The sequence below is a fragment of the Actinomadura montaniterrae genome (assembly GCF_008923365.1).
Lineage (GTDB): Bacteria > Actinomycetota > Actinomycetes > Streptosporangiales > Streptosporangiaceae > Spirillospora > Spirillospora montaniterrae.
In genome coordinates, this window is record NZ_WBMR01000122.1 from 20,901 (window position 1) to 28,999 (window position 8,099).

At 72.6% G+C, this 8,099-nt stretch carries 10 protein-coding genes; 9 read left to right on the top strand and 1 reads right to left on the bottom strand.

Going from position 1 to position 8,099, the window contains the following annotated elements:
- Positions 1–10: 10 nt before the first annotated feature.
- The 7 genes from F9B16_RS31875 (at position 11) to F9B16_RS31905 (ending at position 5,449) form a co-directional block, all read left to right on the top strand.
- Positions 11–502: a very short patch repair endonuclease gene (locus F9B16_RS31875; RefSeq protein ID WP_151543937.1), complete on the top strand. Its 492-nt coding sequence runs from the start codon at positions 11–13 to the stop codon at positions 500–502.
- Positions 503–1,054: 552 nt separating this feature from the next.
- A complete protein-coding gene (locus F9B16_RS31880) occupies positions 1,055–1,360 on the top strand; it encodes a hypothetical protein (RefSeq protein ID WP_151543927.1) in 306 nt (101 codons plus the stop codon).
- A gap of 60 nt (positions 1,361–1,420) precedes the next feature.
- A complete protein-coding gene (locus F9B16_RS31885) occupies positions 1,421–2,011 on the top strand; it encodes a hypothetical protein (RefSeq protein ID WP_151543928.1) in 591 nt (196 codons plus the stop codon).
- 11 nt (positions 2,012–2,022) lie between these two features.
- On the top strand, positions 2,023–2,664 hold the full coding sequence (locus F9B16_RS31890; protein ID WP_225992120.1) for a hypothetical protein: 642 nt from the start codon (positions 2,023–2,025) through the stop codon (positions 2,662–2,664).
- The gene (locus F9B16_RS31895; RefSeq protein WP_151543929.1) at positions 2,664–3,743 is read left to right on the top strand and encodes an XRE family transcriptional regulator; all 1,080 of its coding nucleotides are present in this window, start codon (positions 2,664–2,666) and stop codon (positions 3,741–3,743) included. Before F9B16_RS31890 ends, F9B16_RS31895 begins: the two co-directional genes overlap by 1 nt.
- Before the next feature lie 675 nt (positions 3,744–4,418).
- Complete coding sequence (locus tag F9B16_RS31900) at positions 4,419–4,820, top strand: STAS domain-containing protein (protein WP_151543930.1); 402 nt, start codon at positions 4,419–4,421, stop codon at positions 4,818–4,820.
- Positions 4,817–5,449 carry a GAF domain-containing protein gene (locus F9B16_RS31905; protein ID WP_151543931.1) on the top strand — a complete coding sequence of 211 codons (633 nt, stop codon included), beginning with the start codon at positions 4,817–4,819 and terminating at the stop codon, positions 5,447–5,449. The genes F9B16_RS31900 and F9B16_RS31905 overlap by 4 nt, the downstream gene beginning before the upstream one ends.
- Positions 5,450–5,582: 133 nt before the next feature.
- On the opposite strand, the gene F9B16_RS31910 is transcribed toward F9B16_RS31905, so the two are convergent.
- Positions 5,583–5,810 carry a hypothetical protein gene (locus tag F9B16_RS31910; protein ID WP_151543932.1) on the bottom strand — a complete coding sequence of 76 codons (228 nt, stop codon included), beginning with the start codon at positions 5,808–5,810 and terminating at the stop codon, positions 5,583–5,585.
- 255 nt (positions 5,811–6,065) lie between these two features.
- On the opposite strand from F9B16_RS31910, the gene F9B16_RS31915 reads away from it, so the two are divergent.
- Together F9B16_RS31915 and F9B16_RS31920 are read left to right on the top strand one after the other, a co-directional pair.
- Complete coding sequence (locus F9B16_RS31915; RefSeq protein ID WP_131944142.1) at positions 6,066–6,269, top strand: cold-shock protein; 204 nt, start codon at positions 6,066–6,068, stop codon at positions 6,267–6,269.
- Positions 6,270–6,476: 207 nt separating this feature from the next.
- A partial coding sequence (locus F9B16_RS31920) for a DEAD/DEAH box helicase (protein WP_151543939.1) occupies positions 6,477–8,099 on the top strand: 1,623 nt, incomplete at its 3' end.

Genomic DNA, 8,099 nt, shown 5'->3' on the forward strand with positions numbered 1-8,099 from the left:
CGGCGGCACCGTGCCCGGCAAAGAGAACAATGACCCGCGGGAGAAGGCCTGGGCGGCGGGGACTTACCCCAAGCCAGCGAACGAGGGCCGCTCCCGCAACATGAAGGCTAACCGCCGTTCAGACACCAAGCCGGAGATCGCGCTGCGTCGAGCACTACATGCTCGGGGCTATCGGTACAGGAAAGACTTCCGGCTTGATCTCCCAGGCGGTGTGCGCGTCCGGCCCGACATCGTGTTCACTGCCCGGAAGGTTGCTGTGTTCGTTGATGGCTGCTTCTGGCACGTCTGCCCAGAGCACGGGCGCGAGCCAACCAGCAATGAGTGGTACTGGACCCCCAAGCTACGTCGCAACGTAGAACGGGACCGAGCCGCGGACGCTGCCTTGCAAGATGCCGGCTGGCATGTAGTGCGCCTATGGGAACATGTATCCCTCAGTGATGCTGTGGAAGCGGTTATGGCAGCTACAGGTCCCGCCGCCAAGGAAGGCTCTGCATCTCCCTAAGGAGGCAGGTCCGTGTCAGCCGATGCCGTCACCTTATATCCCAGCACTTTTTGAAGCGACATCGAAGTATTCATGAAGAATCACGGGACGTCGGCGAGACGACAGGGTATGTGCCAGCTAGCCGAGAGATTTTAACAACAGCATGTCTTGAGCGACGTTAAGGTTCCGAGCACAATCGAGCGCGCGGGGGGTGCAGAGATGGTTCAGGCATGCGGGGGTCGGCATCTCGATGAGCCGAACGACGGCGTCGATGCGCCCCGCGTTCGCGGATAGCCATTCCAAAGATCCCGCTGCATTGTCGACACTGCCATCTGGTGCGTTTGCCAGCCGCTGGAACTGCAGACCGGCCAGCCCTGTGGGACTCATCGTGCTCGACGACCCGGGATCCAGTCTGGCGCAGTGGTATCGGGGTGGTGCCCACCGTTGTTGCCCACGGTTCTCGGGGCGGAGATTTTGGGGTTTTGGGGGCGGGGTGGGGCGGTGCGGATCAGCATGGGAGGTGTTGGTTCGTGGGCTGGCTTTCGCCCTACTGGAGCGGGATGGTGATGCGGTGTGAGTGAGGTTGAGGTGCCGGTGCAGGCGGTGGAGGAGCCGGTTTCGGAGGGGTCCTGGTTGGGGCGGGGGGTCGCGTTGTTCACGCCGGTGTTCGCGGTTGCGGCCGGGTGGCTGGCGGGGGTCGTCGCGCAGTGGGTGCCGGGGGCGCATCTGGACGAGACGCAGGTGACCTCGTTCATGGTGGCGGCGACCACGGCGGCGCTCGGGGCCGGATGGAAGTGGTTGCAGGGGTGGCAGCAGCATGAGCTGCTCGTCGCGGAGGGGAAGGCCACGCCGGTCAAGACGCGGAAGGCGGTCAAGTAGGGGCTGGGGCACCGCTGGGCCGGCTTCTTATGCTTGGGGCGGGTCGTCGGCCGGAGGGCGGTGGTCGGGTTGGTGTCGGTCGAGGAGTTGCGGGGGTTGTCGGCCGAGGAGCGGGCCGGGCTGCTGCGGGCGCTGATCGCGCTCGGGGACGAGGACCCGCTGGAGCAGCCGCGGTACCGGCGGCGGCGGGGGCTGGTGCTGGTCTTCCTTGTGGCGTGCTGTGCATGGCTCATTCCGTGGACGGTCGTGCTGGGCCTCACGTTGCCGCAGCACTACACGTCCGGGCAGTGGAGCGTGGCGTGGATCGGGTTCGATGCCGCGTTGACGGCGGCGTTCGCGTTCACGGCCTTCGCGGTGTGGCGGCGGCTTCAGATCGCGATCCTGGGGCAGGTCGTCACGGGGACGTTGCTGGTGTGCGACGCGTGGTTCGACGTGATGCTGTCGTGGGGGTCCGGCGAGTTCCCCGTCAGCGTGGCGACGGCGGTGCTGGGTGAGCTGCCGTTGGCGGCGCTGTTCTTCATGGGGGCGCGGACGCTGGTCCTGACGACCGTCCGGGCGCTGTGGGTGCGGGAAGGGCGGGTGGGGCCGGTGCCGCGGTTGCGGGAGGTGCGGCTGTTCACCATCGGACGTTCTGTCAGTGGCGGCGGCTAGGGTCCGTCGGTGTGAGCGAGGAGACGGTTGTCTGGGGGGAGCTGCGGGCGGGCGGGTTCCTGCACGGGGTGCGGGAGGCGCACCGGGAGGCGACGCTGGCCGTGTTCGGCGGGCTGAGCCGGGCGGCGGGGTTCACGGAGCGGTCGTACGGGGTGACCGCGTTCGATGTGCTGACGTCGTGGATCGACCGGGTCTTCGACGGAGACCACCGGGTGGTGCGGGACGATCTGAACGGGTCGCCCGGGTGGCGGTACGGGAAGTACCGGGTGCTGTTGAAGCGGCACGAGTTCGGGGCCGTGCGGAAGATCAGGTGGGACCGGGACAGTCCCACCAAGCAGGCGGTGGCGCGGCAGGAGTACGCGGACGACCGGCAGCTCGCGCTCGACATCGGGATCGGCGCCGACACGCCCGAGGTCGTGACGCTGGTCCTCGCCCACAGCGCGAGCGACGAGCCGCTGGAGATGGAGCTCTTCCTGGGACGTCCCCGGTGGAACGCCGACGGCGGGACGGCGTGGCACTGGGTCCGGGAGCTGGACGACGCGCTTGGGGGTGATCCACGCCGTAAGCTCGTCGAACGGACGATGCCGCTCTGGGACGACGAGGCCGACGTGCCCGTGCGGCTGCGCGAAGAGACGAGCACTGAAACGGCATAGTGAACGATGAGCGAACGGCTCGGCGGGTCGCCGAGGCGCGGCTGCTGTTCGACTGCGAGCGGCTGACGCTGGCCCGGCGGCTCCGGGGGCTGCGCAAGAACCAGCTCGCGCAGGCCGTGGGGAGCACACCGCGGGCGATCGGGCAGTACGAGGCCGGGGTGCAGCGTCCCGAGGACGCGGTGGTGTCGCGGCTCGCGATCGCGCTGGGCGTGCCGGTCGAGTTCTTCCGCGGCGGGCCCGGGGGCGTGTCGCTGGACGGGGCGCACTTCCGGTCGCTGAGGTCGACCAGCCAGATCGAGCGCGACCAGGCCCTCGCGTACGGGCGGATCGCGGCGGACGTGGTGGCGGCGCTGGAGGAGCTCGTCGATCTGCCGGCCGTGGACGTCCCGGAGTACGTGGTGCCGCCGGACGAGATCGCGGGCGGCGGGCCGGTCGAGGCGGCGCGGGTCGCGCGGAAGGCGCTGGCCGGGGAGCCGGGCCCGGTGCCGCACGTCGTGCGGACGCTGGAGGCGCGGGGCGTGGTGGTGCTCGTCCTGCCGGACGCGGCGGACCGGGTCGATGCGTTCAGCGTCGGGCTGCATCCGCGTCCGATGGTGTTCTTCAACCCGGCGAAGGCCGACTACTGGCGGAACCGGTTCGACGGGGCGCACGAGCTGGGGCACCTGGTGATGCACGCCGACGCGGAACCGGGCGGGAAGATCGTCGAGGACCAGGCGCACCGGTTCGCGGCGGAGTTCCTGATGCCCGCCGAAGACATCGCGGACGAACTTCCTCGCACCGCCGACTGGGACCGGCTCGGCACGCTGAAGGCGGAGTGGGGCGTGAGCATCGCGGCGCTGCTGTACCGGGCCCGGACGCTGCGGGTCATGGACGAGGGCGTGTACCGGAACGCGATGGGCACGTTGAGCTCGCGCGGATGGCGGCGGCAGGAGCCCGGCCCGGCGCGCGCGCTGGAGCAGCCGACCATGCTGACGCGCGCGCTGGAACTCGTCGCGGCGGCGGGCACGGACCGCGACGCGCTCGCCGAACGCGCCCGCGTCACCCGCGCCGACCTCGACCTGCTCGTCCCCCACCGCTGACCTCCGAGGACGGCGCCCGCTGGCACGCGCCCGTACGACCTGCACCCGCGACCCGCGCTGGTGCGGCCTGCGCGGAGACGGACGCCGTGGGGGCGTGGGGTTTGGTGTTCGGCGGGCGGCGGGCTTGCGGCGTACAGTGGGGGTGAGCGAGGGGTCTTCGATGCGGGCGGCCAAGTCCACGTCCCCCTGGTTCACCGATACTCGGTCTCCGAGGAGGCCAGACAGGCCGGCGCACGTGACGCCGCACCACCGCCGTTCCCGCCCGCGGACGGGCGCCTTCCGCGCCGCGGCCTACATGCGCGCCGTCCGTACCCAGCCGGCATGCGCGCCTCCTGCGCCCTGGCCCGCGCGCACACAGCGGGCACGCGCGGCGGCCCGCTTCCGCGCCGCCGCCACCGAACGACGCCATATGAGCGTCGCCGCTGAGCGACGCCGTACGAGCGCCGTCACCGAGCGACACCCGATGAGCGCCGCCACCGAGCGACGCCACACGAGCGTCGCCGCCGCTGAGCGACGCTGCACGAGCGCCGCCGAACGACGCCACATGCGCGCCGCCGCCGCTGAGCGACGCCACATGCGCGCCGTTGCCGAGCGACGCCGTACGAGCGTGCCGGGGGCCGGCCGGCGCGCGGTCACCGGAAACCGGTATCCACAGACTTCGGATCGGAGATCCACATGCCCAGCCGTACCGCCTCGTCCGAGGTCGGGCTGAGCCGCGAGCAGCGCGGCGACCGCACCGTCATCGCCCTCGACGGCGAACTGGACATCGCCTCGGCGCCGTCCCTCCGGGAGCGGCTGCACGCGGCGCTGATCGACACCGGCCCGTACGTGGTGATCGACCTGTCGGGCGTGGCGTTCTGCGACGCGTCCGGGCTGGCGCTGCTCGTCGACGCCCGCCGCCGGGTCCGGCCGGGCGGGACCGTCGTGCTCGCCGCGCCGCGCCCGCAGCTGCTCAGGTTGCTGCAGGTCACCGGCCTCGACCGGGTGTTCACCGTGCACCGCTCCGGCGACGCGGCGGAGCCGCTGCCCGCCCGTCCGGCGGCGGAGCAGCTGGACGCCCGCTCGGCGGCCGCGTGACCGCGGAGGCCGGCCCCCGGGAGGAGAGCGGCCCGCTTCCGAGCGCGTGGGGCCCGCCGCGGGTCCCCCGGGACGCGGCGGACGAGCAGCGGTCGGCGGCGTCGTTCGAGCTGATGGCGGCGGTCATGGACGGCGCGAGCCTGCCCGACCTGCTGGAACTCGTGGCGACGCAGGCGAGGGCGCTCGCGCACGTCCCGCTGGCGTTCATCGCGCTGCCGGTCGAGGACGGCCACATGCTCCGCATCGAGATCGCGGTCGGCGCGGACGGCGAGCGGATCCGCGGGCTGACGGTGCGGCGCGGCCGGTCGATGCTCGGCCGGGCGTTCGCGTCGCGGCGGGCGCTGTCGGCGCGGATCGTCGACGACCAGACGCTGACCCGGCTGCCGTCGGGCCCGATCCTGATCCTGCCGCTGGAGACGGGCGAGACGACGCGGGGCGTGCTCGCCGTCCTCGGGCGTCCCGGCGCGCAGCCGTTCGGGCCGGGCACCGCCCGTCAGCTGCTGCTGTTCGCCGACATGGCGGCCCGGCTGGTCGAGCTCGCCGAGGAGCGCCGCGCCGTCCGGGCGGGGTCCGCCGGCGGCGCGCAGGCGCTCGGCGATCTCCGCCCGCCGTGGCGCGCGCGAGGGTGAACGGGCCGCGGCGCGGACGGCCGCCGGCCATGGGCGATCTTTCCCGCCGCGGCGGCGATGGCCGCGGATATCGCGATTTCGGCGGCGGGGAGCGGGTTTCGTGCGGTGTTTCCGGGCGGCGCGAGGGCCGGTTTCAGAGCTTGAAAAGCTTGGCGTAGGGGGCCAGAATCCGGACCTTGCGCGTTCCGAAGTCGACCAGGACGGCGCGTCCGGGCTCGACCTCGAGGACGCGTCCGAGACCGTACTTGTCGTGGGTGACCTGGTCGTCCGGGTCGAACTCCTTGGCGGGCGGGGCCGCGGCCGGAGGCGCGAAGGGACTGGTGGGCAGGTGTCGCCGCTTGGCGGGCCGGAAGGGTTTCATTCCTGCCAGTATGCGCCCGGCCGGACGTTTGCGGGGAGTCCCCCCGGCAGTTGACGGCAAAATTCGGCGACCCGGTTCCGTCCGCACTACCATGTGGTAGCGTACGAGAAGTTGCGGTTCCCATAGACATGTATGTGCGCCTGACGGTTCATCCTCGGGCGCATTTTTTGTTGTTCTGGATCTTCCGGATGGGCCATCGCGGCGCCGTGCCGCACAAGGTGTGCGGCGCGGGCACCACCCAGAAGGAGAACGATCATGGCCACCGGCACCGTGAAGTGGTTCAACTCGGAAAAGGGCTTCGGCTTCATCGAGCAGGACGGCGGCGGCGCCGACGTCTTCGCCCACTACTCCAACATCGCCGCCCAGGGGTTCCGTGAGCTCCAGGAGGGCCAGAAGGTGTCGTTCGACGTCACGCAGGGCCAGAAGGGCCTGCAGGCGGAGAACATCGTCCCCGCCTGACCGGGGACCGGCGCGGCGGGCGCGCCCCCCGGGCGAGCCCGCCGCCCCACGATGCTCCCAAGGGGGCCCGCCCCCTTTTACAAAGGCGCGCGGCGGGACCGCGCGCACGGTTCGTTCTTGCAGCTCTGAGCCGCGCCGCCCCGTACGGCCGCGCAGGCGGAGCTCTTCCTCGGGACGCACCGCTTCCGAGGAAGGTTTCACATGACCATGCACCATGCCGGCCGTCCGAGCGCGCGTGGCGGCTCGTCCCGGTCGCGTTCCGCCGGACGCCGCCGTCCGGCGAAGGCCGCGAACGCGCGGCAGGACACCGAGTTCGCGCTCCCGGAGACCCGCACCCCGGCGCTGCCGCCGGTCGCGGCGTTCGCCGACCTGCCGATGCCGCCGCGGCTCCTCGCCGCGCTGGCCGCCCAGGGCGTGACGGACCCGTTCCCCATCCAGGCCGCGACGCTGCCGGACGCCATCGCGGGACGGGACGTCCTCGGACGCGGCCGCACCGGCTCGGGCAAGACCCTCGCCTTCGGGCTCGCCGTGCTGACCCGCACCGCCGGCCGCCGCGCCGAGCCGCGCGCGCCGCTCGCGCTCGTCCTCGTCCCCACCCGCGAACTCGCCCAGCAGGTCACCGACGCGCTCGCGCCGTACGCGGACGCCGTGGGCCTGCGGACGGCGACCGTGGTCGGCGGCATGCCGATCTCCCGCCAGGCGAACGCCCTCAAGCGCGGCGTCGACGTCCTGATCGCCACCCCCGGACGGCTCGCCGACCTCGTCGAACGCGGCGACTGCCGGCTCGGCGAGGTGCGGACCTCCGTGCTGGACGAGGCCGACCAGATGACCGACATGGGGTTCCTGCCGCAGGTCACCCGGCTCCTCGAGCAGACCCCGCCCGGCGGGCAGCGGATGCTGTTCTCCGCGACGCTCGACCGCAACGTCGACAAGCTCGTCCGCGGGTTCCTCGACGACCCGGTCACCCACTCGGTCGACCCGGCGGCGGGCGCGGTCACCGCGATGGAGCACCACGTCCTGCACGTCGCCGACGACGACAAGCAGGACACGACCGCCCACATCGCGGCCCGCGACGGCCGGGTGATCATGTTCGTCGGCAAGAAGCACGGCGCGGACCGGCTCGTCCGCAAGCTGGCCGCGCGCGGCGTCCGCGCCGCCGCGCTGCACGGCGGCAAGTCCCAGTCGCAGCGCAACCGGGCGCTGGAGGGCTTCCACAACGAGGACGTCACCGTGCTGGTCGCGACGAACGTCGCCGCCCGCGGCATCCACATCGACGACCTCGACCTCGTCGTCAACGTCGACCCGCCCGCCGACCACAAGGACTACCTGCACCGCGGCGGGCGCACCGCCCGCGCGGGACGTGCGGGGACCGTGGTCACGCTCGTCCTGCCCGACCAGCGCCGCGAGATGGCCGACCTGATGGCGAAGGCGGGCATCACCCCGCGCATCACCGAGGTGCGTCCCGGGGACGGCGAGCTGGCCCGCATCACCGGTGCCCGCACCCCGCCGGCCCGGCCCGCCGCGCAGAACCCCGCCCAGCAGCGCAACGCCGATCAGAACCCCAGCCGAACCTCGCGCCGTCGCGGCGGCACCGGCGACGCGCGGCAGGACACCCGCGCGACCTCGACGGACGCCGCCTCAGGTTCGCGCCGTCAGAGCGGCGACGCGCAGCGCAACAACGCACGGGACACCCGCGCGACCTCGACCGACGCCGCGTCCAGCCGGTCCTCGCGCCGGCAGAGCGGCGACGCGCAGGAGGGCCGCGCGGCCTCGGCGGACGTCGCGTCCGGCCGGGGTTCGCGCCGTCGTGGCGGCGGGGCGCGGCAGGAC

What these genes read in the sequence shown, in the direction of transcription:
- F9B16_RS31910 (WP_151543932.1), bottom strand. Translation starts at nt 5,810, where the DNA reads ATGAAACCCTTCCGGCCCGCCAAGCGGCGACACCTGCCCACCAGTCCC.
- F9B16_RS31900 (WP_151543930.1), top strand. Translation starts at nt 4,419, where the DNA reads ATGCCCAGCCGTACCGCCTCGTCCGAGGTCGGGCTGAGCCGCGAGCAG.
- F9B16_RS31915 (WP_131944142.1), top strand. Translation starts at nt 6,066, where the DNA reads ATGGCCACCGGCACCGTGAAGTGGTTCAACTCGGAAAAGGGCTTCGGC.